The sequence below is a fragment of the Oceanimonas sp. AH20CE76 genome (assembly GCF_039654065.1).
GTDB lineage: Bacteria > Pseudomonadota > Gammaproteobacteria > Enterobacterales > Aeromonadaceae > Oceanimonas > Oceanimonas smirnovii.
Genome location: NZ_CP155481.1, coordinates 1172419 through 1198423, shown reverse-complemented (window position 1 = coordinate 1198423; position 26005 = coordinate 1172419). Strand labels below are relative to the sequence as shown.

Genomic DNA, 26005 nt, shown 5'->3' with positions numbered 1-26005 from the left:
TCACCATGATTGAACTGTTAACCACCCATGCCGAAGCGCCCTGGCTGCCCTGGGCCGTGCAGTATTTCTTTTTTATCGGCATTGCCGCCAGTGCCGCCCTGCTGCTGCCGCTGGCCATGAACGCCAACAGCAGCTGGCACCCCTGGCGCGACCGGCTGGCACTGGTGCTGGGCATCAGTGCGCTCACAGGGCCGGTTGCGCTGCTTGCCGACCTGCACCAGCCCGCCCGTTTCTGGCACTTTTACACGCAACTGACTCCCAGCTCCTGGATGTGGCTGGGCGCGCTGATTTTGCCGGTGTTTGTGACGCTCGCACTGGTGATCACCGTCAGCCTGCTGCGCACGCACCTCGAATTTAAACAGCCCTGGATCAACCGCTGGCTGAACCTGCCTCTCTGGCCAAAAGGCCGGGTGCTGAACGCACTGGCCTGGCTGTGTGCCATCTCGGCACTGGGCATTCTGCTCTACACCGGTATGGAGATCATGGTGGTGCGCTCCAGGACGCTGTGGCATACCGCCTGGCTGCCGGTGAACCTGCTGCTGACCGCGCTGCTGGCGCTCACCGGCCTGCTGATGCTGCTGGAGTGTCTGTTTCCGCGCGGGCAAGACGCTGCCCTGTTGCGCCGGACTCTGATCGCCGTGCTGGCCGCCCTCACCGCAACCGTATTGCTGTGGGCCCTCACCGGTCAGTGGCAAAACGGCGACTCCTGGCGAGAAGCGCAGCGGCTGTTTACCCACTTTCCGTTCTGGCGGCATCTGATGCTGCTGTCGGTGGCCGGCGGCATGGTGCTTTGGGGGCTTGCCGCCCTGCGCCTGAACCGCCCGCTGTCTGTTTTTGACCTGCTGCCCGCAAGTCTGGCCATGCTCTGTGCCTGGGGCTTTCGCTGGGTGGTGCTGATGAACGTGCAGACGGTACCCAAATACGGGGCCGGTCTGTATCACCTCGACCCTCAACTGCTTTCTTCCGCCGGCGTAATTGTGGCCGGCACTCTGGGCCTGTGGCTGGCGCTGGCCGGCGCAGTCTGGGCCCTGCTGGATAATTCAGGAGTCCGCCATGGATAAAAAACGACGCGCCCTGTTACAGGCGGGCATGATTGCCGGTGGCACCGGCGCCTTTGCCCTCGGCTATGCCACCCCGGTGAGCAAGGCGGTAAAGGGGCTGGTTAACGGCACCAGCGGGGTGCCCACCAACGACCGGATTGCCGGCAACGCCCTGGCCCCGGAATTTATGATCGACCCCGCCGGCGAGCTGGTGATGGCGGATGATCAGGTGGTGAGCCCGGTGCAGTGCTTTGGCTGCTGGACCCAATGCGGGCTGCGCGCCCGGATCGATACCGCCAATAACCGCGTACTGCGCATTGCCGGCAACCCCTATCATCCGCTGTCCAACCCCAGACCGCCGGCCCAGGAAACGCCGGTGCGTGAGGTGTATACCGGCCTTGCCGGAGAAGCCGGCATTGAGCAGCGCTCCACCGCCTGTGCACGGGGCGCGGCGCTGGCCGAGCAGCTGCAAAGCCCCTACCGGGTCACCCAAATTCTGAAACGGGCCGGCAAACGCGGCGAAGGCAAATGGCGAACTATTTCCTTTGAGCAGCTACTGCAGGAAGTGACACAGGGCGGCGATCTCTTTGGTGAAGGCCATGTAGACGGCCTGAATGCCATTCGCGATCTCGACACGCCGGTGGATGCCGCCAATCCCGAGTTTGGCCCCAAGGCCAACCAGCTGCTGGTGACCAACGCCGGCGACGAAGGCCGGGACAGCTTTCTCAAGCGTTTTGCCTTTAACAGCTTTGGCACCCGCAACTTTGGCCACCACGGCGGCTACTGCGGCTTTGGCTATCGTGCCGGCGCCGGTGCCGTGTTCAACGATCTGAAAAAGTTCGCCCACGGCAAGCCCGACTGGGATCACACCGACTTTGTGCTGTGCATCGGCACCTCGCCGGCACAGGCGGGCAACCCCTTTAAACGCCAGGGCCGGCAGCTGGCCGCCGCCCGCAGCGACGGCGGCCTGGACTATGTGGTGGTGGCCCCTACCCTGCCCAACAGCATCAGCCGGCTGAACGACGGCCGGGGCCGCTGGGTGCCCATCAAGCCCGCCACCGACGACGCCCTGGCCTTGGCACTGATGCGCTGGCTGATGGAAAACGACGGCATTAACGCCACCTATCTGGCTCAACCCGGACCCGAAGCCCAGGCCAAAGCCGGTCAGCCCAGCCACAGCAATGCCACCCATCTGGTGCTGCAGGCACCGCATCCACAGGCCGGCCGTTTTCTCACCGCCGCCGATCTCGGTATGGGCGATGCCAATACCCTGCTGGTGGTGAATGCCGACAACGGTGAACTGATGGCTCACTCCAGCGGTCGTCCTGCGGCCCTGTGGGTGGATCGGGAAGTGCACATCAACGGCGAGCCGGTGCAGGTGAAATCGGCGCTGCAGTGCCTGAAAGAATCCGCCTTTGCCCATTCCATAGAAGACTACAGCGCCCGCTGCGGCGTGCCGGTCAACATTATTGAAGGGCTGGGCCGGGAGCTGAAACGCCATGGCCCCAAGGCGGTGATTGATGCTCACGGCGGCATGATGAGCGGCAACGCCTTTTACACCGCCATGGCGGTGATGACCCTGAATACCCTGCTGGGTAATGTGAACGCCAAAGGCGGGCTGGCGCTGGGGGCCGGCGGTGTGGCGGCAGTGGAAAACGGCCCCCGCTACAACTTGGCCGAGTTTGAAGGCATGGTGGCCCCCAAAGGGCTGTTTTTGTCCCGCAACCGCTTTGCCTATGAAAACAGCAGCGAATATCAACGTAAGGTCGCCGCCGGTGAGGACCCCTATCCGTCCAGAGCGCCCTGGTTTTCGTTTTCCTCGCCTTTGCTCACCGAACATCTGGCGGCGGCCTTTGCGGGCTACCCTTATAAGCTCAAGGCCTGGATCAGCCATATGACCAACCCGCTCTATGGCATCGGCGGCGGCCAGGCATTTTTGGGTGAAAAACTGAAAGACCCGAAAAACCTGCCGCTGTTTATTGCCGTGGACGGTTTTATTAACGAAACAACGGCGCTGGCAGATTACATAGTGCCCGACACCCTCACCTATGAGAGCTGGGGCTTTACCAAACCCTGGAGCGGTGTACCCCAGGCCGCCACCACGGCACGCTGGCCGGTGGTAACCCCGACCACGCCACGGCTTGCCAACGGCGACTATCTGGGGCTGGAAGCCTTTATTATTAATCTCGGCAAAACCATGGGGCTGCCGGGCTATGGTGACAATGCCATTCGCGATCATAAGGGTGAGCTGCACGGCCTGCATACCGGTGCGGATTTTTATCTGCGCGCTGCCGCCAACCTGGCCTTTGCCGGCACGCCGGTGCCCGATGCCAGTGCCGACGATCTGGTACTGACCAACGCCGCCCGGTTAATGCCACTGATAGACAATACCCTGACACCGGAAGAGCGGCGCAAGGTGGGCTTTGTGTTCAGCCGGGGCGGCCGTTTTGCCCCCTTTGAGTCGGGCTGGCAGGGCGAGCTGATGAACAAGCGCACCAAAGACAGTTTGTGCATCTGGAACCCCACCATCGGCACCAGCATTCATTCCATGACCGGCGAACGGCTGTCGGGCTGTGCCGCCCTGTATGAGCCGCGCTTTGCCGACGGCAGCCCCATGCGGGAACACTATTCCGAAGCCGAGTGGCCGCTGCTGGTGACCTCTTACAAATCGCACCTGATGAGCTCTTCCAGTATAGGGGCCGAGCGGCTGCGCATGATCCACCCGGAAAACCCCATCAGCATTCATCGCAAGGATGCCGAGCGCGCCGGCATTGTGCACGGTCAGGGGGTGCGGGTGAGCACGCCGGGGGGCAGCGTGGAAGGCATTGCGCTGGTGCGCGACGGCATTATGGAAGGGGCCATCGCCATTGAGCACGGCTATGGCCACACCGAGCTGGGTGCCCGGGCCCATGTGATTGACGGCGAGGCCACGCCGGTTAATCCACGGCTGGGTGCCGGCGTGAACCAGAACGCCCTAGGGCTGATGGATCCCACCCGCAAGGAAGTGGCCAACGTCTGGCTCGACTGGACCAGCGGTGCCGCCGTGCGCCAGGGCCTGCCGGCGAAAATAGAAGCGATTTAAACCAGGCGGGAACCGGAAGCCGTGCGTAACGAAGCATCAGTGGGGTTGCACTACCCCGACACGCTTCGGTGAATGCCACTCACCAGTAAAGCCTGCTGCGAACATTCACTGGATGTTCGGTCAGACTTTACTGGTTCGTCACGGCGAGCAAGCTCGCCCCATGTACGCTCGAAAATGCATCTGACCGCCATGGATGGCGGGAATGCCGAATATGCAGGAGCAACTTTTCGGCCATGGCATTTAATGGTCGGCTTCACAATCCCCACTGCTGCTTCTAGCAACGCCGACGTTCACTGCTTCAAGTCACCTGTAGATACCATCTCTCATAACCGGCCTCAAGCGCTCACTTGCATGCTTGCTTGAGGCCGATATTCCTGCTGGTGCTTGATAACTCCATAACAAATTTGCACCAGCTTGCGCATCGCTGCGCCCAGCGCCTGCATCTTGTTTTTACCTTGCTTTAGCAGACGTTGCTTTTGATCCTTTATATCCAGGTTATGTGTGCCAGCAACGACCGCAGCCATGTACAACTTGGCCCTCAGCCTTGCCGGACCTGACTTGCTGAGTCTGGTGCAGCCCTTGAACTTGCCCGATTCCACCTGCCGGGGGATCAGGCCGAGGTAGGCGGCCACCTGCTTGGCGCTGACGAAGACCCTGCCGGCAAACAAACAGGTCATTTCACGGGATACCACCGGGCCAACTCCCTTGATGCTGCTGAGTAGCCGGCGGTTTTTACGCAAGGGAGGATGGCGATCGATGTGATCGTCAATTTCCTGCTCCAACGCTGATATTTCCTTCTGTAAGGTATCCAGCACGTTGTTAATTGACTCCAGCACCCGAGGGGAGGTGTCAGTTTGCTCACAGGCTTCCAGGCGATTCAGTTCGCGTTGGTGATCCTTCTCCAGGGCATCCAGACGTCGTAAAAGACCTTTCAGATGGCGAACTTCAGGTGCTTCCGGTTCCCACAACGTAAGCTGGCCAGCATTGCTTTGGGCCATGCCGTAGTGGGCCAGCATGAGGGCGTCCAGCTTGTCTGTTTTGTGCACCAAGCCAATGGCTCGAGCATACTGCTTGGCTTTGCCCGGGTTGGCGACCATGACCTTAAATCCTTGTTGATGAAGGAAATAAGCCAGATTTTCGTGATACACGCCGGTGGCTTCCAGCGTGATGAGAATATGTTGAGGCTCTGCTTTGGTGTTCTTGAGCACCCAAGCTGCCAATACTTCAAAGCTTTGTTTTTGGTTCTTAAAAACTTTGGTTTTAACCTTGTTGCTGGCTGTATCGCGAAGCCAACCGACATCTAACTTTTCCTTGCTGACATCAATGCCAATATGCGAAAACATCTCTCTATAGCTTCCCTTGTTCATGCAGCCTCACCTGTGTATGTTCAGGGGGCTTGGATACCATTCAGCGTCATTGAGAAGTGGAAGCCAGGGCCTTATCTACATATCAGCATTAGACACTAAGGCCCGGCACAGGCTCACTGGCTTCCTTATGATGGCTGGTAGCTAACCACCCATCATTGAGAGATACAAGGCCCGGTTTTAACGCGGTTGCAAACCGGGCAGCAGTGCCACATAACGCACGGTTTGCCCCAATAAATTGGGGCCTACAGGCAACACCACCAGTCCCTGTTCCCTGCTCCCCAATCCCTCAAACAGAAGGCACCGGCAGCCAGACCGGCGTATGGCCGGTTTGTTCGGTAAAGCGCTGCAGATCGGCCCGGCTCAGCAGCACGGTGGCGGTGTTGCGCAACGGATGGCAGTGAAAGTCGTCGCCGTCTCGCAAGTCTTCATCCAGCCACAGCTCCACCTGCTGCTGCGCATCATTCACCAGCGCCAGCACGGAGACATGGCCAGGGGCCACGCCCAGATAACGGTCCAGCCGCTCGGCCGAGGCAAACCCCAGCCGCGACCAGCCCTGCTGGCGAGACAGCGCCTTGAGATCCACCTGCTTGTCAGGCGGGGTCAGCAGAAGCGCGTGCTTGCGGCCATAATTGTCCCGCAGAAACAGGTTTTTCAGCCGGGTGCCGGGCCGGTTCACCAGCAGGCGGTCGGCATCGTCACTGGTGTGCAGCGGCGGGTGTTCAATCAGCGGCGGGGTAATGTGCCAGTCCGCCAGCCGGGCCATGATATCCATGCACTTAACGCTCCGGGTTCACCGCCAGCACGTCGGCACGGATCACCGACTGCTCGGCAATCAGATCGGTCACTACGGCGCGGCTGGCCTTGTAGTGCGGGGTTTCCTTGTGGGCCGCCAGGGCCGCTTCGTCCTGATAGATTTCATAGAGCCAGAACAGCTCAGGATCGGCTCTGTCCTGCAGCACATCAAAGGTATGGCAGCCGGGCTCGTCGCGCACGGACGCAGCGGCGTTGGGCAGCATGGCGTCAAGAAAAACCTGAGTGGTGCCCGGTTTCAGCTTGGTTTTGACAATAATTGAATACATTGTAAACTCCAATTGTTTAAGTAAATTCAACAAATAGTACACAAATATCAGTACGAGTTCCAAGGAGCCCAGCAATGGAAAGACCCGGTCGTTTTAACGGCATGCGCCATATCGCTTTTACCATGCCCAATCTGGAAGAGTGCGTCCAGTTCTACACCGAGATCATGGGCATGGAGATCCTCAACCGCGCCAGCGATAACCTGGTGTACCTCACCTGCGGCAACGACAACCTGTCTCTCGGCCGTTCCGATCTGCCTGCCAGCGGCGTGCAGAGCATGGATCACTTTGGCTTTATCGTGGATACCAAGGAAGAGCTGGAAGAATGGTTCAAGTTCTTCAAGGCCAAGGGCGTGACCATGCTGGATCAGCCCCACGATCACAGAGACGGTGCCCGCAGCTTTCATATTACCGATCCTGCCGGCAATGTGATCCAGCCTATTTACCATCCGGCTATCTCAGGTCAGCGTTTCAGCTAAGCCTGAAAGTCAGTTAATGGCATAAAATTTTAAAGCCGTGGTTTTCCCTGCCACGGCTTTTGGTTATGTTAGGGGCATTGTGCTGTTGCACGCTATTATTCAAGCAGGCCCTACCATGCCCACCCCCACCGACGAACTGCGCAGCCGCCCGCTGTCCACGCTAATCACTCCGCACCAGCTGAGCGAACGCTACCCGCTGACCGATGCCATGGCCAATACGGTCACTCAAGCCCGCGCCGAGATTGAAGCCATTCTCACCGGCCAAAGCCACAAACTGCTGGTGATTGTCGGCCCCTGCTCCATTCACGACCCGGCGGCAGCGCTGGCTTACGCCGAGCGGCTGGCCGGGCTTAACGCCCGCTACGCCGACAAACTGTGCATTGTGATGCGTACTTACTTTGAAAAGCCGCGCACCATAGTGGGCTGGAAAGGGCTGATTAACGACCCGCACCTTGACGGCAGCTTTGATGTGAACACCGGCCTGGCGCTGGCGCGCAAGCTGCTGTGCGACATTAACGCCCTGGGCCTGCCCACCGCCACCGAGTTTCTGGATATGGTGACCGGCCAGTATATTGCCGACTTGATCAGCTGGGGAGCCATAGGCGCGCGCACCACAGAGTCTCAGGTGCACCGTGAAATGGCCTCGGCGCTATCCTGCCCGGTGGGGTTCAAAAACGGCACAGACGGCAATATTCAGATTGCCCTGGATGCGGTGCGCGCTGCAGCTCATGGCCATATTTTCGGCTCTCCCGACAAGCACGGCCAAATGAGCATCTACCAGACCGACGGCAACCCCTACGGCCATGTGATTTTGCGGGGCGGCAAAACGCCCAACTATGATGCTCAGAGCATCAATGACGCCGCAAGCCAGCTCAGTGCTCTGGGTCTGCCCCCCAGGCTGGTGGTGGACTTAAGCCATGGCAACAGCCAAAAGCAGCATCAGCGCCAGATAGAGGTTGCAGAAAACATCGCCCGCCAGCTGGAAAACGGCAGCCGCCATATTGCCGGTGTCATGATTGAAAGCTTTATTGAAGCAGGCAAGCAGAACGCAGAGCCAGGCCAGCCGTTGGTATTCGGCCAAAGCATTACCGACGCCTGCCTCGGCTGGAACGACAGCGAGCAAGTGCTGGAGCGGCTGTATCAGGCGACCCCTGCGGAGAGCTGAAAGCGGGAAGCGAAAAGCTGGATGCTTGAAGTGCCCGTAGGTTGGGATGAGCAACGCGAATCCCAACGCAAAATGCACGGAAAGCGCGGTGGTTATCCAGTCCCTATTCCCGAGTCCCCAATCCCTGTCATTTCAGGTAAAAGCAACCGTTGCCCGTCCTGCTCCAGCAACCTGACTTTCACCTCAAACACTTCGGCTACCAGCGTTGGGGTGAGCACCTCGGGGCCACCGCTGGCGACCAGCCGGCCCTTGTGCAGGCACCAGATATCGTCCCCAAACTGGGCGGCCAGGTTGATATCGTGAATGGAAGCCACCACCGTCAGGCCCTGCTCCGCATAGTGGCGCAACAGCCGCAGGGTGGCCAGCTGGTGCTGCCAGTCCAGGCCCGCCAGTGGCTCATCCAGCAATAACAACTGCGCCTCCGGGTTCAGCGCCGGCGACACCTGCAGCAGGGTCTTGGCGATCAGCAGGCGTTGCTGCTCACCGCCGGACAGCGCCAGCAAAGAACGACCATACAGAGTGTCCAGCTTGAGATAAGCGCTCAGCCGCGCCATTTCTTCACAGGCGGCTTCGCTCACTTCACCCTGCACGCCCAGCGCCAGCAGCTCATAACCTTTTAATCCTGCCGGCAGCACAGAGTGCTGCACCAGCATGGCCCGCCGCCGCGCCAGCTCCGCCAGATCCAGTGTGTCCAGCAGTTCGCCATTCAGCCGCACCTGACCTTCAGCGGTAACAAGGCCGGCGGCGGCCAGCAACAGGCTGGACTTGCCGCTGCCATTGGGGCCCACCAGCAGGGTCAGGCGGCCGGCCGCCAGCCGCCCGCTCACCGGCCCGACTCTGTGTTCAACGGTTAATTTATCAAGCGTCAGCATGGCGTTTTACCAGTAACCAGACAAAGACAGGTGCTCCCAGCGTGGAGGTCACGGCCCCGATGGGCAGCTCACCGGTGATCAGCGTCTGGCGCGCCAGCACATCCGCCAGCACCAGCAGGGCCGCGCCGGCCAGGGCCGAGGCCGGCAGCAAAAAACGCTGCCGGCCACCGGCCAGCAAGCGCAGCAAATGCGGCACCACCAGCCCCACAAAGCCGATTACACCCGCCATGGCCACACTGAAGGCGGTGAGCAGGCACACCGCCAGTACCAGTTTTGGCCGCAAAGCTTGAGCATTCAGCCCCAGCAAACGGGCCTGCTGTTCACCCAGGGCCAGTAAGTCGAGCTGGCGACCCTGACGCACCAGCCACAGCAGCGCCACCATGGCCGGAACCCACCAGCCCCAGGACAGCCGCTGACCATAACCCAGGCTGCCCATCATCCAGAACAGAAAGGTACGCATGGAAGCGTCGTCGGCCAGATACAGAAGCCAGGTGAGAATGGCATTGGCAAAAATGCCTACTGCCACACCAAACAGCAACAGGCCGCTCTGGCCCAGCCGGCGGCGGGCCAGCAGCAACAGCAGCACAGTCACCACCAGAGCCCCGGCAAAGGCCGCCAGCGATACCCCCCAGTGGGGCAGCTGCCAGCCCAGCCAGCCCGCCAGCGACAGGGTTAACACTGCCGCCAGACTGGCACCGCTGGAAATGCCAATCAGGCCCGGCTCCGCCAGCGGGTTATGCAACAACACCTGCAGCACGGCACCGCACAACGCCAGACTGCCCCCCACCAGCACCGCCAGCAGGGTGCGCGGCAGGCGCAACTGCCAGAACACCTGCTGCTCCAGCGCCGACACCGGCCGCCACAGCACATCCAGCCCCACGCCCACGGCGCCGGACTGCAAACTGAGCAACACGGCTCCCAGCAACACCAGCACCAGAGCCAGCAGCCAGCGCCGGTAGCGAAGGTGCTGGCGGCCCAGCAGGCCCTGCAGCGCTTTGCTCACCTCAGCCCACCCAACTGAACAGCTGCGGATATTGCTGCCACAGCAGCCGCGCCGACATGATCAGTGATACCGTCACCAGCATGGGGCGAATAATGCGGGTGCCTTTGGTCACCACCATATTGGAGCCAAGACGGGCACCCAGAAACTGGCCGCCGGCCATGGCCAGACCGGCAATCCACACCACCTGGCCGCCCAGTATAAAAAACAGCAGCGAGGCAATATTGGAGGTGAAGTTCAGCACCTTGGTGTGCGCCGTGGCCTTGCCCATGCTGTAACCCGCCAGAGCGATAAAGCCCAGTGCAAAAAAGGAGCCGGTGCCCGGGCCGAAAAAGCCGTCATAAAAGCCCACACCTGTGCCCACTATCAGGGCAAAGGGAATAATGCTCAGGCGGCGGCTTCGGTCTTCATCGCCGACGCTGGGTGAAAACAGAAAATACAGGGCAAAGGCCGCCAGCAAAAACGGCAGCACCTTTTCCAGTATGGAAGCATCAATGCGCTGCACCAGCAGGGTGCCCAGCATGCTGCCTACAAAGGTACAGCCAATGGCCCACTTCATATTGCCCCAGTCAATCAGGCCGCGGCGAAAATAGTAAAACGAGGCCGAAAAGGAGCCAAAGCAGCTCTGCAGCTTGTTGGTGGCCAGTGCCATGGTGGGCGGCATGCCGGTGGCCAGCAGCGCCGGCACGGTAATCAGGCCGCCGCCACCGGCAATAGCATCAATAAAGCCTGCCAGCAGCGCTGCCAGCGCCAGCAGCCCCAGGGTCAGTAAATCCAGTTCCATGATATGCAGGACTCAAAACAATAAAGGTGCCAAGATTAACAGGATGCGCGCTCACGCAACAGTGAGCCTTGCCCCGACCTTTGGCTATGGTAACGTAGACGACAGTTCAACAAGGAGAACCCCATGAGTAACGAGGTTCTGGGTCTGCTGCCCAGCGATTTTCCCGATATTGACGACAGCGCCTTTCGCAACACCGGCGAGCGCAGCATTACGCTGGCCGGCGGCTGTTTCTGGTGCACAGAGGCCGTTTACCGCCAGCTCGACGGCGTGATTGATGTGCTCTCCGGCTATGCCGGCGGTGAGGCGCAAGACGCCAACTATGACGCTGTCTGCACCGGCACCACCAAGCATGCCGAAGCCATTAAAATCAGTTATGACAGCGCCCTTATCGGTCCGGGCACCCTGCTGAAGGTCTTCTTTGGCATCGCCCACGACCCCACCCAGCTTAACCGCCAGGGCAACGACACCGGCACTCAGTATCGTTCGGCCATTTTCTGGCAGGACGAGCAGGAGCGGGATCTGGCAGAAGTCTATATTGCGCAGCTGGAGCAGGCGGGCGCTTTTAACCAGCCCATTGTTACCAGCCTGGAGCCATTGGATATTTTCTATCCGGCAGAAGACCATCATCAGGACTATGCCGCCCGCAACCCCAATCAGCCCTACATTGCCGCCGTGGCTCAGCCCAAGGTGGCCAAGGTGCATCATTACTACAAACACAGGTTGAAAAAGGACATCTGACCATGGCCCAGACTCCCAGCCCTTATGATCTTTCTCCGCCGAGCGAAACCCAGCTGCAGGCGCTGGCGGAGCAGCTCAGCCCTGAAGAGCGCCGCATTCTGCTGAGCCAGGGCACAGAGCCGCCCTTTTGCGGCGGCCTGCTCGATAATCATGAAGAAGGCAGCTATTTCTGCCGGCTGTGTGCCCTGCCGCTGTTTTCTTCCGCCTGCAAGTTCGAGTCGGGATCCGGCTGGCCCAGCTTTTATGCGCCCTACCATCCGGATCATATTCGCGAGCTGGCCGACATGAGCCACGGCATGCGCCGGGTAGAGATCCGCTGCGCCCGCTGCGACAGCCATCTGGGTCATGTGTTCCCCGACGGCCCGCCGCCCACCGGGCTGCGCTATTGCCTGAACTCCGCCTCACTGGACTTTAGTGCCAACGGCGAGCCCAAGCCGGATCCGCTCAGGCGGGGCGAAACCAGCTTTTTATAAGCCTAACGGCCGTCGCGCCGGCTTTTTCGGGCCGCGACGGCCTCTCTGTCTTTTTCAAACCGGCGCACAAAATCTTCTATTACCATGTCGTAGAGCCGGTCTTTCAGAAACACGTCTTCCACCCCATGGTCAATATTGGGGTTGTCGTTTACCTCTATTACCGCCACCCGGCCCTTGCCTTCCTTGATGTCCACGCCATAAAGACCATCGCCAATGGGCTTGACCGCCTTGAGGGCGGCGTTAATTACCATGGGCGGTGCCTCATGGGTGGGCAGAGTGACAAAGCCGCCGGAGTCGGCTTCCTTGCCGTCGTTATGACGGTAGATTTGCCAGTGCCCTTTCACCATAAAATACTTGCAGGCAAAAATGGGCTGATGGTTAAGCACGCCAATGCGCCAGTCAAACTCGGTAAAGAAATACTCCTGAGCCAGCACCAGCGCAGAAGCATTACGCAGCTTGGTCAGGGTTTCGGCCAGTTGCTCCCGATCCGCCACCCGGTACACGCCCCGTGAAAACGCCCCGTCGGGAATTTTCAGTACCAAAGGATACCCCAGCTCACTTTCAAGCCACTGGGCGGCGTCTTTCTGCTTCGGGTTTACCATCAGGGTTTTGGGCGTGGGCACCCCGTGCTTGGCAAAGCTTTCCGCCAGAAAAATCTTGTTGGCACAGCGCAATATGGAGGTAGGCGAGTCAATCACCACCAGACCTTCGTGCTCCGCCTTCTGGGCAAAGCGAAAGGTATGATGATCGATGGCGGTGGTCTCGCGAATAAAGAGGCCGTCATATTCCGCCAGCCGCTGATAGTCTTTGCGGGTGATCAGCTCCACATTCACACCGGCCCGCTCGCCGGCCCGCTCAAAGCGCTTGAGTGCGCCGGCATCGGAGGGCGGCAGGGCTTCATTGGGGTTCACCAGCACCGCCAGATCATAGCGATAGCGTTTGGCAGAGCGGGGCTTGCGCCAGATAATGCGGGAGTACTTGTCGAGGGCATCGGCAAACTGATCTTCTTCCTGCCCGCTCAGCTCTGCCGGTGACAGGGTCGCCAGACCGCTCAGCTCCCAGCGGCTGCGACGCTTGAAGGTCAGCTCCAAAATAGGACAGGGCAGCCGCTCAAACAGCTCCCGGCACAGGCCTTCCAGCCCGGGCACGGCGCTTTGACCAAAACAGCTTTTTACCTTTATTTTTGTGCCGGTGCCGGGCTCACCATAATGCGCATCCAGCGCTTCCGACACACCGTTAAAGCCAAAGGCAAACAGCCCCTTGTTACGCAGGTTATTCAGGGTAGACACAGAAGGGATCACATGCTGCCCCCGGGCTTCCGCCAGCAGCGAGCAGTAATACCCGTTGGACAGATACTTGCCGGTGCGGCACAGATTAATTACCCGGGTTCGCGGCGCATTTTTTACCGGCGGCTGTTTCAGGTAGGTCTGAAAATCCACCAGGTTTTCACTGGGAAAATAAGGTGCCCAGGCGCTCAGTTCGTCCACCACCAGAACCAGTTGTGTCATTGAAAATTCCCTTGCTCTACAAACCGTTGTTATGCGTCCTACTCTAAGTTCAATCGGCCGTGAATGCAGTGAAATTTTCTCGCCGCGAGCCAAAAATTATCGTATGTTGAAGCACGCCTCTCCTGCTCCGAGTGCCTTATGTCTGCGCCTGTTATCCGCTCTGCCCTGCGTTCCGATCTCACCGCTCTGCTGGCCCTTGAATCCCGTTGTTTTGAGCAGGACAAAGTGAGCCGGCGCAGCTTTTTACGCTTTATCGACCACCCGCAAGATGTGCTGCTGGTCGCCGAGCAAGACACTGCCCTGCTGGGCTATATACTGGTGCTGTTTCGCCGTAACACACAGCTGGCGCGCATTTACTCCATTGCTGTGTCTCCCGATGCCAGAGGCCTGGGGCTGGGCCGGGCCCTGATTGAACAGGCCGAAGCGGCGGCACAAACACAACATGCCGTTTTTATGCGGCTGGAAGTGCGCACCGACAACACAGCGGCGCAGAACCTCTATCAGCAGCTGGGCTACCGGCAGTTCGGCGTGTATCACGACTATTACGAAGATCATCAAAGCGCCCTGCGTTACCAGAAGCGCATTCATCATTACCACCCGCTGGCGGGCAGCCGCACCGTGCCCTATTACCGCCAGACCACGGAATTTACCTGCGGGCCCGCCTCCCTGATGATGGCACTGAGCAGCCTGGATCCGAGCCATAAGCCCGAGCCGGATCTGGAGTTACAACTGTGGCGCGAGGCCACCACCATTTTCATGACTCAGGGTCACGGCGGCTGCGGCCCTCACGGGCTGGCGCTGGCGGCCCACAAGCGTGGCTTTGCGGTGGAGCTGGTGCTGAATCAGGACGGCCCCCTGTTCGTCAACAGTGTGCGCAGCCTCAACAAAAAACAGGTGCTGGAGCGGGTGCACCGGCAGTTTCTGGCCAATCTGGCCGAGGCAAGCATTGCGCCCCGCTATGAGCACTTTACTATTGAGCAGCTGGAGCAGGGCCTGGGTCAGGGCCGGCTGCCGCTGGTGCTGATCAGCACCTATCATCTGGACGGGCGCAAGGCACCGCACTGGGTGCTGGTGTGCGCCATGGACAAGGAGTTTGTTTATATTCACGACCCGGATATTGACGAATCCGCCGGCGAAAGTCCGGTAGACAAACAATATCTGCCCATTGCCCGCACCCGCTTTGACAGGCTGGCCCGCTATGGCCAGAATGCCCTGCGCGCCCTGGTGTGGGTAGCCAACCGGTAAGCATGGGTCAGGACCTGTCGGTCAGCTTTGGTCGCCACCTCAGCAGAAAAATACAAAAATAGCTAATAAATACAAACACTTACATAAAAACAAAATTCAAACGATACCATCCCCGGTCTTGCCGGCTCCCCTTCCCTTCCTTAAAAAAGCCGCTATCTTGCTCATCAGGTTTAACTGCTGAGTGAGACAGCCATGCTTAAAAAGACCTGTGCAATTATGATGCTGCCGATGCTGATGGGCATCAATACGGCCACGGCCGGCGAGTCGCTCAATACCATTATTGGTGGTGGTGCCGGCGGTGTGGCTGGTGCCCTGCTGGGCAAACAGATGGGTGGCGACACCGGTGCCTTGGTGGGTGCTGCATTGGGTGGGGCTGCCGGCGGTGCCGCCACTGCCAACCGGGGCAACAAGAACGAAGCCGCCCTGGGCGGTGCCGTGGGTGCCCTTGGTGGTGCCGCTCTGGGCAAGAACGTGGGCGGTGACAGCGGCCAGCTGATCGGTGCCGGTGTGGGCGGTGCGGCCGGCTCGGCCATGGGCGCCCGCTCCGGTGACGGCCACCGCGAGGTGCATCATCACTATCATGGCAAGCGCAAGCACTACTACAAGCACAAGCGCAAACACCGCCGTGACTGGGATGACGACGACTGGGACGATTAAGCACACGCAAAGGGCTGCCATTCGGCAGCCCTTTTTTCATTACACGTCACCACACTGTCATATTATTGTTATCACACTGTCACCACGGCTCGTCAGCATACTCGGCAATATTATTAACATGCTGTGAGCAAAGGAAAAATACAATGTCGAGTCACTCCCGTGAACAAACACCCGAATTTACTCAACTGGTAGAAAAAAGCCTGAGCCGCCGTCGCTTTCTGGGCGGTGCCGCGGCGTTGAGTGCCGCCGCCTTCTTTACCGTCTCGCCCTTGTCCCGGGCAGTCGCCGCCGCTACTCAAAGCAGCCCCCTGATGGGCTTTGAGCCGGTTGCCGCCAGCACCGAAGACGCCTTTATTGTGCCCAAAGGCTATAAGGCAGAACGACTGATCTCCTGGGGTGACGCCCTGTTTGGCTCTGTGCCCGAATTCAGCGATAGCGATAATAACGCTCAGGCACAGGCCGGTCAGTTTGGTGACAACAACGACGGCATGAGCTTCTTTGCCATCGACGATAACAACGCCATTCTGGCGGTAAACAACGAATATTGTAATTACGAACTCATGTTCCCCCATCAGGGCGACAACATGAGCGCCGAAGATGTTAAGTATGCTCAGGCGGCCCATGGCGTGTCTGTGCTGACCCTGAAAAAAGATAACGGCCGCTGGCAGCTGGTAAAAGACGGCAAATATAACCGCCGTATCGATGCCAACACGCCCATGGCCATCAGTGGCCCCGCCAGTGGCCACGCGCTGCTGAAAACCGCCGCCGATACCAAGGGCGAGCAGGCCCTGGGCACCTTTAACAACTGTGCCAACGGCATGACTCCCTGGGGCACCTACCTCACCTGTGAAGAGAACTTTCACGGCTATTTCGGCCATACCGGCAACGGTGAGATTCCGGCCGCCATGGTCCGCTACGGCATCAGTGCCGAGGGTGGCCGCTGGCAGTGGCATCAGCACGATGCCCGCTTTGATCTGGCCGAAAATCCCAATGAGCCCAACCGCTTTGGCTGGATAGTGGAAATTGATCCGCACAACCCCGAATCCATGCCGGTGAAGCGCACCGCCCTGGGGCGTTTCAAGCACGAAAACGCCGAGCTGGTGGTGGCCGACAGCGGCCACCTGGTGGTGTATATGGGCGATGATGAGCGCGGCGAGCATCTGTACCGCTTTGTCAGCAAAGGCAAATACAACCCCGACGACATGGCGGCCAACCGCAACCTGCTGGATGAGGGTACCCTGTATGTGGCCAAGTTTCATGAAGGTGAAGGCGGTGAGCTCAAGGGCAAAGGCGAGTGGCTTGAGCTGAGCTTTGGCAAAAACGGTCTGACGCCGGAAAACGGCTTTGCCAGCCAGGCCGAGGTGCTGATCCATGCCCGCCTGGCTGCCACTCAGGTGGGTGGCACCACCATGGACAGACCCGAGTGGGTGGCTGCTCACCCCAGCGAGCCGGTGGTGTTCTGTACTCTGACCAACAACAAGAACCGCGGTATCAAAGACAATCAGCCGGTTGACGGCCCCAACCCCCGTGCCGAAAACCACTATGGCCAGATAGTGCGCTGGCGTCCGGAAAACGGCCAGCACACCGCTGCCGGCTTTGACTGGGATCTGTTTGTGCTGGCGGGCAATCCCACAGTACACCAGGGCAACCTCTATGCCGGCTCGGCCAATATTACCGCCGACAATATGTTCAACAGCCCAGACGGCATCGGCTTTGATAAAGGCGGCCGGCTGTGGATCCAGACAGACGGCAACTACTCCAACAGCGGTGATTTTGCCGGTCAGGGCAATAACCAGATGCTGTGCGCCGACCCCGACACCGGCGAAATCCGGCGCTTTCTTACCGGCCCGGTGGCCTGCGAGATCACCGGCCTGGCCTTTACTCCGGATCAGCGCACCCTGTTTGTGGGCGTACAGCACCCGGGTGAAAAGCTGGCCAAATCGCACTTCCCCTTTGGCGGTAACCGCACTCCCCGCTCCAGCGTGATGGTCATCACCCGCGAAGACGGCGGTGTTATTGGGGCTTAAGAGCAAGGGAATAGGGAGTGGGAAGCAGGAAGCATCAGTGCGGTTGCACTCCGCCGACACGCTTCAAGCACATCCATGTGACGCTCGGCAAATGTCATCCATGACATTTGACGGTCGGCTCCGGCAATCCCCACTGCTGCTTCGAGCAACACTGGTACCGTCTGAAAGCAGGTAGTTTGCAGGCCCGGGTTTATCCCGGGCAATTCGCTCCCCGAAGGGGGGCCGTGATCTTCCGCACATTTTGCTGGTATCCTGTTGCCAAAACAGAAGCAAACTGTGGGGAGCGCAATGCAGTACAGAAAACTGGGTAACACCGATATTGATGTCAGCCTGATTGGCCTGGGCACCATGACCTGGGGCGAACAGAACAATGAGCCCGAGGCGCATGCTCAGCTCGACATGGCACTGGATCATGGCGTCAATCTTATCGACACCGCCGAGCTCTATCCCATTCCGCCCCGTGAACACACCCAGGGCGCTACCGAAACCATGATAGGAAACTGGCTGGCCGCCCGGGGCAACCGCGACAAGGTGGTGCTGGCCACCAAGGTGGTGGGCCGGGCCCACGATCCCAAGCGCCCATCCTACTTTCGTGACGGCAAGCCCATGCTTGACCGGGCCAATATTGTCAGTGCCCTAGACGACAGCCTGCGCCGGCTGCAAACCGATTATATCGACTTCTATCAGCTGCACTGGCCCGACCGTCAGACCAATATGTTTGGTCAGCTCGGCTTTGAGCAGCTGAGTGAAAGTGATGCCGATACCGTGCCCATTGCCGAGACTCTGGCGGTGCTGGATGAGCTGGTAAAAGCGGGCAAAATCCGCCATATCGGCCTCTCTAACGAAACGCCCTGGGGCGTGCATCGGTTTCTGCTGGAAGCCGAGCGCCACGGTTATCCGCGCATTCAGGGCATTCAGAATCCCTACAACCTGCTTAACCGCACCTATGAAGTGGGCCTGTCGGAGTTTTCATTGCGTGAGCAGGTGGGCTTACTGGCCTACTCGCCGCTGGCCTTTGGCATGCTCACCGGAAAATATGAACACGGTGCTCAGCCCGAAGGAGCCCGGCTGACCCGTTACAGCCGCTTTCAGCGCTACAACGGTGCCAGCTCACGGGCCGCCACCAGTGCCTATGTGGCCCTGGCCAAAGAACATGGCCTTACCCCCACACAGCTGGCTCAGGCTTTTGTGAATACCCGGCCCTTTGTTACCAGCAATCTGATTGGTGCCACCAGCCTGGAGCAGCTCAAGGAAAATATCGACAGCGTTCACGTCGAGCTTACCGATGAGTTGCGACAGGGCATTGCCGATATTCATCAGCAATACCCCAATCCGGCCCCCTGAGCCATCAGACCGGCAGGTAACCTGAGGCCACCTGCCGGCATAAAATTATTACGCCCGCCCTGCGCCTCTTTTGCTGCCGCTTGCTAATCTTTAGAAACATTCATAAATCAATCACCAGCAGCGACCATGTCACGACTCAGCACCTTTGCACTGCATTCCCTTTCATGGCTTGTACTGGCCGCAGGGCTGGCTTTTACCTCTGTCGTGGCCCTTAACCTGAAACAGCATCAGGATGAAAATACCAGACAGGCATTTTCCGCACTGGCCGGTCACATTACCCTGGAGCTGCAAAAACGCATAGAAAGCGTTGCTGTCGTAACCCGCAGCAGCGCGGCTCTGTTTCACGCCTCAACCAGGGTAACACCTGCAGACTGGCAGCAATTTACCAGCCGGTTACAGTCTGGCAAGTCACTTGATGGCATCAATACACTGGGGTTTGCACGCTTTATTCAGGATAAAGATCCTGATATTACCAACGTCTCCATCACACCCGCTGGCAGGCGAAATCACTATGGCTATGTGCTCTATCAAAGTCAGCTGGATAACCTGCAGCAGTTCAGGGCAGGCCAGGATCTGCTGACTAAGGTGCCGCTGCGGCTGGCCATGGAGCGGGCAGCAGATACGGGAAAAACCATTCTTTCCAGCCCGTTTGGCAACAATGCCGCCATTATGCTGACCGATGCGGTTTTTAATAAAGCATCCTCTCCCGCTGCAGGTTTGTATGGCTGGGCTTTTGCGACCATTAATATCAGTAGTTTGATCAGCAACATCATGGATTCCCTGACCGCTGAAGACACCCGATGGTTAAGGCTGCAGCTGTATGATGGCAACTCGGCATCCCCTGCATCGCTGATTTATCAGCAAGGTGAAGTATCAGCACCTGAGGCTTTGTTACAGCAACAGCGCGTTATCGACCTGCACGGACATCAGTGGCTGTTGGTACTGGAGCAGCAAGGGCCAGTGGCTGCCGGCAACTATCTTGCAGCCATCATCACACTGGCTGCCGGCCTGACATTAACCCTGCTACTGGTCCTGTTGCTGCGCTCTTCGCTCAACAGCCGCTTGCAGGCCACCGAGCTGGCAGAGCAGCTGTCAAAGGATATTCGGCATCGCGAAGTCAGGTTCAGCAAACTGGAAAACCGCCTTAACACCATTGCCAGCCGTGTTCCCGGCATGATCTTTGAGTTCAGCCTGCACAACGGCCATACCCGTTTTCCCTATGCCAGCGATGGTATTCGCGAGCTCTTCGGGGTGCACCCTGAACAGGCAGAAAAGAATGCCGGCCCTGTCTTTGATGCCATTCACCCTGATGATGTTGAAAAAATGGCCAGCAGCATGCATGCGTCTGCCAGCACACTCACTCCCTGGCGTCACGAATTCAGAATTAAAAACAAGGACGGACGCATCCGCTGGTTACAGGGTGACGCCCTGCCCCAGCGTGAAGCAAACGGTGGCACCAGTTGGTGTGGCGTGATCACCGATATCAGTTATCGCAAAGAAGCAGAGCTGGCACTTAAGGCTGCTAACAATCAAAGCCGCCACTTTCGTGAGGCGCTGGATCATGTCTCTTCATTTATCTATATGAAAGACAGCCGCTTTCGCTATATTTATGCCAACCGAGCGGCGCTGGAGCAGTTTGGCTGCAACAATAACACGCTGCTTGGCGGTCAGGATGATCAGTTCTTTTCGGCTGAGATGGCACAGCTGCTGCGTGAGTCCGACAACCGGGTGCTGTCCGGTGAGTCGATCTCGGAAGAAGTAGAAGTCACCGGTAAAGATGGCCGGCACATTGTGTATATGGACGTCAAAACGCCCATCTATGACGATATAAACCAAAAAGAGATCATTGGCCTTATTGGCATTCGCACCGATATCACCCTGCTGAAAAACAGCGAGCAACAGCTGCGACAGCTGGCCCACTTTGATCCGCTCACCAAACTGCACAACCGCGTATTGCTGTCGGACCGGCTGAGTCAGGCCATGAGCCAGGCACGCCGGCATCAGCAGTGTCTGGCCATTGCCTACCTTGACCTGGACGGCTTCAAGGCCATTAACGACACCCATGGCCACGAGGCCGGAGACTATCTGCTGATGACAGTGGCAGCCCGTATGAAAGACGTGATCCGGGAAGGGGATACGCTGGCCCGGGTTGGAGGTGATGAGTTTGTGGCCATTCTGCTCGATCTCAAGGACTCTCACCACTGCAAGCCCCAGCTTAACCGCCTGCTGCAGGCGGCAGCCACACCCGTCAACATGAACGGGCTGGAGCTGAACGTCACCGCCAGTCTGGGGGTCACTTTTTATCCACAACCTGAGGAGCTGGAACCAGAGCAACTGTTACGTCAGGCTGATCAGGCCATGTATCAGGCCAAGCTGTCGGGTAAAAACCGCTATTATCTCTTTGATACCGAACAAGACAGAGACATGCGCACCCATCACGAAAACCTGGATCATGTGCGCCATGCACTTCACCATGGCGAGTTTGTGCTCTATTACCAGCCCAAGGTCAACATGCGCAATGGTACCGTAGTGGGCGTTGAAGCCCTGATTCGCTGGCAGCATCCTGCCAGAGGGCTCTTGTCTCCGGCACACTTTTTGCCAGCCATTGAAGAACATCCGCTGGCCATTGAACTGGGCAACTGGGTCATTGATGCCGCGTTGCAGCAAATCAGGGAATGGATCAATCAGGGGCTGACTCTGCCTGTCAGTGTTAATATCAGCGCCCGTCAGCTGCGACAAAGCCACTTTGTAGAGCAACTGCAAAATCTGCTGGGACACTATCCCGATATAAATCCGGCCTTGCTGGAGCTGGAGATACTGGAAACCAGTGCCCTGGGCGATCTGGCACAGATATCGGAACGGCTGCATCAGTGCCGCCGGCTTGGCATTGGTATATCACTGGATGACTTTGGGACCGGTTACTCTTCACTGACCTACCTCAAACAGCTGCCGGCGGGCATGGTCAAAATAGATCAGAGTTTTGTACGTGATATTCTTGAAGATCCGGAAGACCTGACCATTCTCGATGGTGTTATCAGTCTGGCCCGGGCCTTTAATCGCGACGTGATTGCCGAGGGCGTGGAAACCATACAACATGGCGACATGTTATTGCGCATTGGCTGTGATCTGGCACAGGGCTATGGTATTGCCCGTCCCATGCCTGCCGCCGGACTTGCCGCCTGGGTAAACAGCTGGCAGCCGCCTTCACACTGGGCTAACCTTCCCAGAACCGACAGAAACCGGCTGCCTCTGCTCTACGCCAGCATTGAACACACCGCATGGATTGAAAATATTCGTATCGCATTACACCAGCCAGGTACTCCATGGCCAACGCTGTCAGCAGAGCAATGTCGTTTTGCAGCCTGGTACCGGCAATGCTCAGCGGCAGAGCAGCAGCCGCTGAGTTACCTTGAGGAGCTGCACCAACAAGTGCACGAACTGGCCGGCCGGCTGCATGCAACTCATCAGGCCGGTCATACGCAGCAGGCATCAGAGCAGCTTCAGCAACTGTGTCAGTTGTGCCAGCAGCTGAACACTGAGCTGGAGCGGGCATTAACACCTGCAAGCCACACCCGGCACCCGGCCGGCACACGCCCCAGATTAAGAACCGTCTGAGCTGCTGCCTCAGGGAGCAAGAAAGCGGCTGTCGGTACGCACCTGATACCGCTCAGTGGAAGCCACAAACACCAGAGTGCGTGCAGGTATACCCGGCACAGGTGCCGCCAGAGACAGGGTGATCGGGATTTCCATGACGTTTCCCGGAACCAGAGTCACCCGCTGGGGGCCGTGCCAGACCGGATTATTCAGCCCTTCCACCGCCAGTACCACCTGCTGCTCATACTGACTCTTGTTGGCAAGTTTCAGCGTAAAGGTATTTTCAATACGGCCATCCAGTGCTTCACGATAGAGCTGCTGCCGGTCACGAACCACCTCCAGAGCCAGGGGCGTGCGGCTGGCCACTGTCAGTACCAGCAGCGCCAGTAATGCCACCGTAAACGCACCATATCCCAGTATTTTGAGCCGGGAGCGTGCGGCTTTGCGTCCTGCCAGCTCATTCTCGCTGGCATATCCGACCAGTCCGGGTTCATACCCCATTCTGGTCATGGTCTGATCGCAGGCATCAATACAGGCACCGCAATTAATACACTCATATTGCAGGCCGTCACGAATATCGATACCGGCCGGACACACCTGCACACACAAGCCGCAATCAATGCAGTCACCCAGCCCCTGCGCCCGGTGATCACTTTTGCGCGCACGGGGTCCCCGCTGCTCTCCCCGCGCAGCGTGATAGCTTGCCGTCAGCGTATCGGCATCGAACATGGCAGACTGAAAGCGCGAATAAGGGCACATATGAGTGCACATTATGGTTCGCATCCACCCTGCATTAAGGTAAGTACAGAGCGCAAACAAGGTCACTCAGAATACCGGCCAGGGCGCGGCTGACAGCGTCAGCAGCCCTTTTGCGAGTTCACCGGCAGGCGTGAAGTACGCCACAAAGGTAAAACCACTCAGAAATGCAATCAGCAGCCAGACAAGATGTTTGCTGCCTTTACGCAAACATGAATCAAGCGTGGCCGGCTGCTGATCCCGGTGCCGGCGCTGATTGGCACTGCCTTCCAGTTTTTCTTCCACCCATATAAACCAGAACGTCCAGACCGTTTGCGGGCACAGGAAACCACACCATACCCGGCCCAGCCAGGCCGTCACAAAAAATAAGGCAAAGGCTGCCACCATCAGCAGCAGCGCCAGCAATGTCAGATCCTGTGGCCAGATGGTCATGGCGAACAGATAAAAACGCTGGGCTTCCCAGTCAAGCAATATGGCCTGCTGACCATTCCATTGTAACCAGGGGCCGAGCAAAAACAGTAACATCAGGCCCCAGCCAAGCCGACGCCGCAATCGCTGCCAGCGGCCCTGCTGCGCGCGCACATAAATATGGCCCTGATCACGAGGACGAGGCGTTTCGGTACATACTCTGACGTCAATGCGGGAAGAGGAAGTGTCGTTCATAAAGCTCACTTGCGTTGTGGTTTACGGCCCTGATGCGGCCGGTCAATAACGCAGTAAAACATGGCTGACAGATGCCGGACATAAACAGTCACAGCCACAAAAACGATAACAGTTCATGCCGGGCAACCGGCCAAAACCATAACAGTATGCGGTCAGCAGCCTGAAATAAGCGCTCTGATCAAGACAGACAAACGGCCAACGGCCGCTTCTGTACGGGAGTTCCAGGGCAGCGACACATTCAGCCTGAAACAATGCCGGAACTGCTCACCGGCGGCGAACATACGGCCGGGAGCAATGGTAATCCCTTCCGCCAGGGCAAGGTGATAAAGACGGGTTGCATCCATACTCTCCGGCAGGCTCAGCCATAAAAAGTAGCCGCCAGTGCCGGGATCTACTCTGACCTGCGCCGGCAGCAGCTGACACAGGGCGTCATAAAACCGTTGCTTACGCTGTTGCAGCACTCTGCGTAACGTACGCAGATGCCGGTCGTAATGGTGGGATGCAAGATAGTCAGCCAGAGCCAGCTGCATGGGCGCGCTGGTAGACAGGGTACTCATCAGTTGCAGACGCTGAATATCCGGAGCCCGCTTTCCTGCCGATACCCAGCCAATACGCAGCCCCGTGGCCAGGGTCTTGGAAAACGAAGAGCAGTGCAGCACACCCGGGTCCTGCGCCCGCAGGGGTAATGGTGCTCGCTCGCCATCATAGAGCTCCATATATACATCATCTTCAATCAGCGGCACCTGATGCTCACGCAGCAGTGCCAGCAGCCGGGAGCGGGATTGTACCCCCAGACTGACACCCAGCGGATTCTGACAATGGCTCATCAGCCAGCAGGCTTTTACCGGATAACGGCCAAGGGCATCGGCAAGGGCATCAAGATCCAGGCCGGCAGTCACGTCTGCCGGCACCGCCAGCGCCTTCAGCTGCAAACGCTCAATGGCCTGCAGAGCACCATAAAAGGCCGGTGCTTCTACCACCACCCAGTCTCCCGGCCGGGTGAGTGTCTGCAGGCTGAGGTTCAGCGCTTCCAGCGCACCGGACGTAATCACTATCTCTTCCGGCGTTACCTCCATGCCACGGGCGGCATAGCGGCGCGCAATGGCCCGGCGCAGTTCAGCACAACCCGGCGGCAGCACCAATTGCTGATCCGGTGTCAGATGCCGGGCAACCCGGCCGAGAGAGCGGGCCAGCTGCTCCTGAGGAAACAGTGACGCATCGGGAAACGCCGAACCAAAGGCCACACAGTCCGGTCGTTGGCCGGATTGTAAGACATTGAAAATGAAAGCATTAACATCCACCGCCTCGGCGGCATGCAGCGCCGGACGGGCCAGGTTGGCAGGGCTGTGCTGGCACGGAGCAACCCGGTAACCGGACTGGGGCTGCGCCAGGATCCAGCCCTGACTTTCCAGCAGCTGATACGCATTTAATACCGTCATCAGACTGAAGCCGGATTGCTTCACTGTCTCCCTGAGCGACGGCAGCTTATCACCGGGCTGCCAGACGCCGTTTTCAATCTGTCCCTGCAACTGCCGGGCAAGACGGCGGTACTTGCTGGTCACTTCACAGCGCCAGCCGGCAGTTTTCACCTTCCAGCTCAGCCATTTCCTGATCCAGACTTAGCGACTGGCGCAAATCAGCCACTTCCTGCTGATGGGCACGGCGCAGTTTTTTACGCAGTTTACCCATCACAAAGCGACGTATTTCCTGCTCGTCTTCCAGCACCAGGCCCGGCACAGCACTGGGCTTGCGGGTCTTTTCATCCAGCGCCACCATGGTGAAATAAGAGGTGTTGGTATGCTTGACGATACCCTGCTTAAAGTCTTCCGATACGACCTTGATGCCCACTTCCATCGAGCTTTTGCCCACATAGTTAACCGAGGCATACAGCGTCAGTAACTCGCCCACTTCCACCGGATTTAAAAAGTCCACCGAGTCGACCGAGGCCGTCACGCAATAGCCCTTGGCATGGCTGGCAGCACAGGTATAGGCGATTTTGTCCATCAGTGACAGAATAATGCCTCCGTGAACCTTGCCGCCAAAGTTGGCGTAAGAAGGCACCATCAACTCCTTGAGGATCACCTGGGACGACTTGACCGTAGAAAAAACCGCTTCACTCATTACTTCACCTGACA

General features: G+C 58.5%; 22 protein-coding genes. 11 read left to right on the top strand and 11 right to left on the bottom strand.

Going from position 1 to position 26005, the window contains the following annotated elements; translation table 11 throughout:
* Nucleotides 1-5 precede the first annotated feature (5 nt).
* Nucleotides 6-1061, top strand: a complete 1056-nt coding sequence (gene nrfD / locus N2M06_RS05825; protein WP_346351903.1) for an NrfD/PsrC family molybdoenzyme membrane anchor subunit — start codon at nt 6-8, stop codon at nt 1059-1061.
* On the top strand, nt 1054-4122 hold the full coding sequence (locus N2M06_RS05820; RefSeq protein WP_346351902.1) for a molybdopterin dinucleotide binding domain-containing protein: 3069 nt from the start codon (nt 1054-1056) through the stop codon (nt 4120-4122). The genes nrfD and N2M06_RS05820 overlap by 8 nt, the downstream gene beginning before the upstream one ends.
* A gap of 335 nt (nt 4123-4457) precedes the next feature.
* On the opposite strand, the gene N2M06_RS05815 is transcribed toward N2M06_RS05820, so the two are convergent.
* From N2M06_RS05815 to N2M06_RS05805, 3 genes are all read right to left on the bottom strand, one after another.
* The gene (locus tag N2M06_RS05815) at nt 4458-5489 is read right to left on the bottom strand and encodes an IS110 family transposase (RefSeq protein WP_346350728.1); all 1032 of its coding nucleotides are present in this window, start codon (nt 5487-5489) and stop codon (nt 4458-4460) included.
* A gap of 286 nt (nt 5490-5775) precedes the next feature.
* Nucleotides 5776-6261: a prolyl-tRNA synthetase associated domain-containing protein gene (locus tag N2M06_RS05810; protein WP_346351901.1), complete on the bottom strand. Its 486-nt coding sequence runs from the start codon at nt 6259-6261 to the stop codon at nt 5776-5778.
* 4 nt (nt 6262-6265) lie between these two features.
* Nucleotides 6266-6568 (bottom strand): putative quinol monooxygenase, encoded by a 303-nt coding sequence (locus N2M06_RS05805; protein WP_346351900.1) that lies wholly within the window; start codon nt 6566-6568, stop codon nt 6266-6268.
* A 74-nt stretch (nt 6569-6642) separates the two neighbouring features.
* Between N2M06_RS05805 and N2M06_RS05800 the strand changes: the two genes are divergently transcribed.
* Nucleotides 6643-7044, top strand: coding sequence for a VOC family protein (locus N2M06_RS05800; RefSeq protein ID WP_019934094.1), 402 nt, complete (start codon nt 6643-6645; stop codon nt 7042-7044).
* A gap of 115 nt (nt 7045-7159) precedes the next feature.
* Complete coding sequence (locus tag N2M06_RS05795) at nt 7160-8209, top strand: 3-deoxy-7-phosphoheptulonate synthase (protein ID WP_346351899.1); 1050 nt, start codon at nt 7160-7162, stop codon at nt 8207-8209.
* Nucleotides 8210-8301: 92 nt separating this feature from the next.
* On the opposite strand, the gene N2M06_RS05790 is transcribed toward N2M06_RS05795, so the two are convergent.
* From N2M06_RS05790 to N2M06_RS05780, 3 genes are read right to left on the bottom strand one after another with little or no spacing between them, the layout of a single operon-like run.
* Nucleotides 8302-9081 (bottom strand): ATP-binding cassette domain-containing protein, encoded by a 780-nt coding sequence (locus N2M06_RS05790; protein ID WP_346351898.1) that lies wholly within the window; start codon nt 9079-9081, stop codon nt 8302-8304.
* Nucleotides 9068-10084 carry a vitamin B12 ABC transporter permease BtuC gene (gene btuC, locus N2M06_RS05785; RefSeq protein WP_346351897.1) on the bottom strand — a complete coding sequence of 339 codons (1017 nt, stop codon included), beginning with the start codon at nt 10082-10084 and terminating at the stop codon, nt 9068-9070. The genes N2M06_RS05790 and btuC overlap by 14 nt, the downstream gene beginning before the upstream one ends.
* 1 nt (nt 10085) lies before the next feature.
* Nucleotides 10086-10865 (bottom strand): TSUP family transporter, encoded by a 780-nt coding sequence (locus N2M06_RS05780; protein WP_346351896.1) that lies wholly within the window; start codon nt 10863-10865, stop codon nt 10086-10088.
* 123 nt (nt 10866-10988) lie between these two features.
* On the opposite strand from N2M06_RS05780, the gene msrA reads away from it, so the two are divergent.
* Complete coding sequence (gene msrA, locus N2M06_RS05775) at nt 10989-11603, top strand: peptide-methionine (S)-S-oxide reductase MsrA (protein ID WP_317074740.1); 615 nt, start codon at nt 10989-10991, stop codon at nt 11601-11603.
* A gap of 2 nt (nt 11604-11605) precedes the next feature.
* Complete coding sequence (gene msrB, locus N2M06_RS05770; RefSeq protein WP_317074741.1) at nt 11606-12076, top strand: peptide-methionine (R)-S-oxide reductase MsrB; 471 nt, start codon at nt 11606-11608, stop codon at nt 12074-12076.
* A 2-nt stretch (nt 12077-12078) separates the two neighbouring features.
* On the opposite strand, the gene N2M06_RS05765 is transcribed toward msrB, so the two are convergent.
* Nucleotides 12079-13584, bottom strand: coding sequence for a RimK family protein (locus N2M06_RS05765; protein ID WP_317074742.1), 1506 nt, complete (start codon nt 13582-13584; stop codon nt 12079-12081).
* Between the two features lie 138 nt (nt 13585-13722).
* Here N2M06_RS05765 and N2M06_RS05760 point away from each other — a divergent pair, with 138 nt between their 5' ends.
* From N2M06_RS05760 to N2M06_RS05740, 5 genes are all read left to right on the top strand, one after another.
* Nucleotides 13723-14829 carry a GNAT family N-acetyltransferase/peptidase C39 family protein gene (locus N2M06_RS05760; protein WP_346351895.1) on the top strand — a complete coding sequence of 369 codons (1107 nt, stop codon included), beginning with the start codon at nt 13723-13725 and terminating at the stop codon, nt 14827-14829.
* A 216-nt stretch (nt 14830-15045) separates the two neighbouring features.
* Nucleotides 15046-15486, top strand: coding sequence for a hypothetical protein (locus N2M06_RS05755; RefSeq protein WP_346352156.1), 441 nt, complete (start codon nt 15046-15048; stop codon nt 15484-15486).
* A 143-nt stretch (nt 15487-15629) separates the two neighbouring features.
* Nucleotides 15630-17513, top strand: a complete 1884-nt coding sequence (locus N2M06_RS05750) for a PhoX family phosphatase (RefSeq protein WP_346351894.1) — start codon at nt 15630-15632, stop codon at nt 17511-17513.
* Nucleotides 17514-17801: 288 nt separating this feature from the next.
* Nucleotides 17802-18857: an NADP(H)-dependent aldo-keto reductase gene (locus N2M06_RS05745; RefSeq protein ID WP_317074744.1), complete on the top strand. Its 1056-nt coding sequence runs from the start codon at nt 17802-17804 to the stop codon at nt 18855-18857.
* Nucleotides 18858-18983: 126 nt separating this feature from the next.
* The gene (locus N2M06_RS05740; protein WP_346351893.1) at nt 18984-22472 is read left to right on the top strand and encodes an EAL domain-containing protein; all 3489 of its coding nucleotides are present in this window, start codon (nt 18984-18986) and stop codon (nt 22470-22472) included.
* 9 nt (nt 22473-22481) lie between these two features.
* Here the strand turns inward: N2M06_RS05740 and N2M06_RS05735 are convergent, their stop codons facing one another.
* The 4 genes from N2M06_RS05735 to N2M06_RS05720 form a co-directional block, all read right to left on the bottom strand.
* Nucleotides 22482-23222, bottom strand: coding sequence for a 4Fe-4S dicluster domain-containing protein (locus N2M06_RS05735; protein ID WP_346351892.1), 741 nt, complete (start codon nt 23220-23222; stop codon nt 22482-22484).
* 54 nt (nt 23223-23276) lie between these two features.
* Entirely contained in the window at nt 23277-23870 is a 594-nt protein-coding gene (locus tag N2M06_RS05730) for a 4Fe-4S binding protein (RefSeq protein ID WP_346351891.1), read from the bottom strand.
* A 152-nt stretch (nt 23871-24022) separates the two neighbouring features.
* Entirely contained in the window at nt 24023-25459 is a 1437-nt protein-coding gene (locus tag N2M06_RS05725; protein WP_346351890.1) for a PLP-dependent aminotransferase family protein, read from the bottom strand.
* A complete protein-coding gene (locus N2M06_RS05720) occupies nt 25434-25991 on the bottom strand; it encodes an acyl-CoA thioesterase (RefSeq protein ID WP_026344709.1) in 558 nt (185 codons plus the stop codon). The genes N2M06_RS05725 and N2M06_RS05720 overlap by 26 nt, the downstream gene beginning before the upstream one ends.
* Nucleotides 25992-26005 lie beyond the last annotated feature (14 nt).

Coding starts and splice junctions, on each gene's coding strand:
- N2M06_RS05795 (WP_346351899.1), top strand. CDS start 7,160: ATGCCCACCCCCACCGACGAACTGCGCAGCCGCCCGCTGTCCACGCTA.
- N2M06_RS05720 (WP_026344709.1), bottom strand. CDS start 25,991: ATGAGTGAAGCGGTTTTTTCTACGGTCAAGTCGTCCCAGGTGATCCTC.
- N2M06_RS05810 (WP_346351901.1), bottom strand. CDS start 6,261: ATGGATATCATGGCCCGGCTGGCGGACTGGCACATTACCCCGCCGCTG.
- N2M06_RS05750 (WP_346351894.1), top strand. CDS start 15,630: ATGTCGAGTCACTCCCGTGAACAAACACCCGAATTTACTCAACTGGTA.
- N2M06_RS05740 (WP_346351893.1), top strand. CDS start 18,984: ATGTCACGACTCAGCACCTTTGCACTGCATTCCCTTTCATGGCTTGTA.
- N2M06_RS05755 (WP_346352156.1), top strand. CDS start 15,046: ATGATGCTGCCGATGCTGATGGGCATCAATACGGCCACGGCCGGCGAG.
- N2M06_RS05765 (WP_317074742.1), bottom strand. CDS start 13,584: ATGACACAACTGGTTCTGGTGGTGGACGAACTGAGCGCCTGGGCACCT.
- N2M06_RS05780 (WP_346351896.1), bottom strand. CDS start 10,865: ATGGAACTGGATTTACTGACCCTGGGGCTGCTGGCGCTGGCAGCGCTG.
- N2M06_RS05820 (WP_346351902.1), top strand. CDS start 1,054: ATGGATAAAAAACGACGCGCCCTGTTACAGGCGGGCATGATTGCCGGT.
- N2M06_RS05805 (WP_346351900.1), bottom strand. CDS start 6,568: ATGTATTCAATTATTGTCAAAACCAAGCTGAAACCGGGCACCACTCAG.
- N2M06_RS05790 (WP_346351898.1), bottom strand. CDS start 9,081: ATGCTGACGCTTGATAAATTAACCGTTGAACACAGAGTCGGGCCGGTG.
- N2M06_RS05800 (WP_019934094.1), top strand. CDS start 6,643: ATGGAAAGACCCGGTCGTTTTAACGGCATGCGCCATATCGCTTTTACC.
- N2M06_RS05815 (WP_346350728.1), bottom strand. CDS start 5,489: ATGAACAAGGGAAGCTATAGAGAGATGTTTTCGCATATTGGCATTGAT.
- N2M06_RS05730 (WP_346351891.1), bottom strand. CDS start 23,870: ATGAACGACACTTCCTCTTCCCGCATTGACGTCAGAGTATGTACCGAA.
- N2M06_RS05735 (WP_346351892.1), bottom strand. CDS start 23,222: ATGTGCACTCATATGTGCCCTTATTCGCGCTTTCAGTCTGCCATGTTC.
- N2M06_RS05760 (WP_346351895.1), top strand. CDS start 13,723: ATGTCTGCGCCTGTTATCCGCTCTGCCCTGCGTTCCGATCTCACCGCT.
- nrfD (WP_346351903.1), top strand. CDS start 6: ATGATTGAACTGTTAACCACCCATGCCGAAGCGCCCTGGCTGCCCTGG.
- N2M06_RS05745 (WP_317074744.1), top strand. CDS start 17,802: ATGCAGTACAGAAAACTGGGTAACACCGATATTGATGTCAGCCTGATT.
- msrB (WP_317074741.1), top strand. CDS start 11,606: ATGGCCCAGACTCCCAGCCCTTATGATCTTTCTCCGCCGAGCGAAACC.
- msrA (WP_317074740.1), top strand. CDS start 10,989: ATGAGTAACGAGGTTCTGGGTCTGCTGCCCAGCGATTTTCCCGATATT.